The sequence below is a fragment of the Type-D symbiont of Plautia stali genome, assembly GCF_001485335.1.
Taxonomy (GTDB): Bacteria; Pseudomonadota; Gammaproteobacteria; order Enterobacterales; family Enterobacteriaceae; genus Pantoea; species Pantoea vagans_C.
Genome location: NZ_BBOC01000221.1, coordinates 1 through 276, shown reverse-complemented (window position 1 = coordinate 276; position 276 = coordinate 1). Strand labels below are relative to the sequence as shown.

The following is a 276-nucleotide window of genomic DNA, read 5'->3' as shown; positions in this document are numbered from 1 at the left end:
CACGTCGTTTTCATTCTCCGTAATAAGAATGAAATTTACGATGTGTTCGAGTCTCTCAAATGCTTGCAACACTGCATGCGTTATAAAACGTCTGTGGGTTGTGAGGTTAAGCGACTAAGCGTACACGGTGGATGCCCTGGCAGTCAGAGGCGATGAAGGACGTGCTAATCTGCGTAAAGCGTCGGTAAGGTGATATGAACCGCTACAGCCGACGATGTCCGAATGGGGAAACCCGGTGCACTCTGTGCATCATCGTAACATGAATACATAGTGTTA

The 276-nt window shown here is 47.5% G+C and carries 1 rRNA gene; it reads left to right on the top strand.

From position 1 onward, the window contains the following. Positions 1–104: 104 nt before the first annotated feature. Positions 105–276: ribosomal RNA gene (locus tag PSSD_RS26090) — 23S ribosomal RNA — on the top strand; the annotation flags it as partial.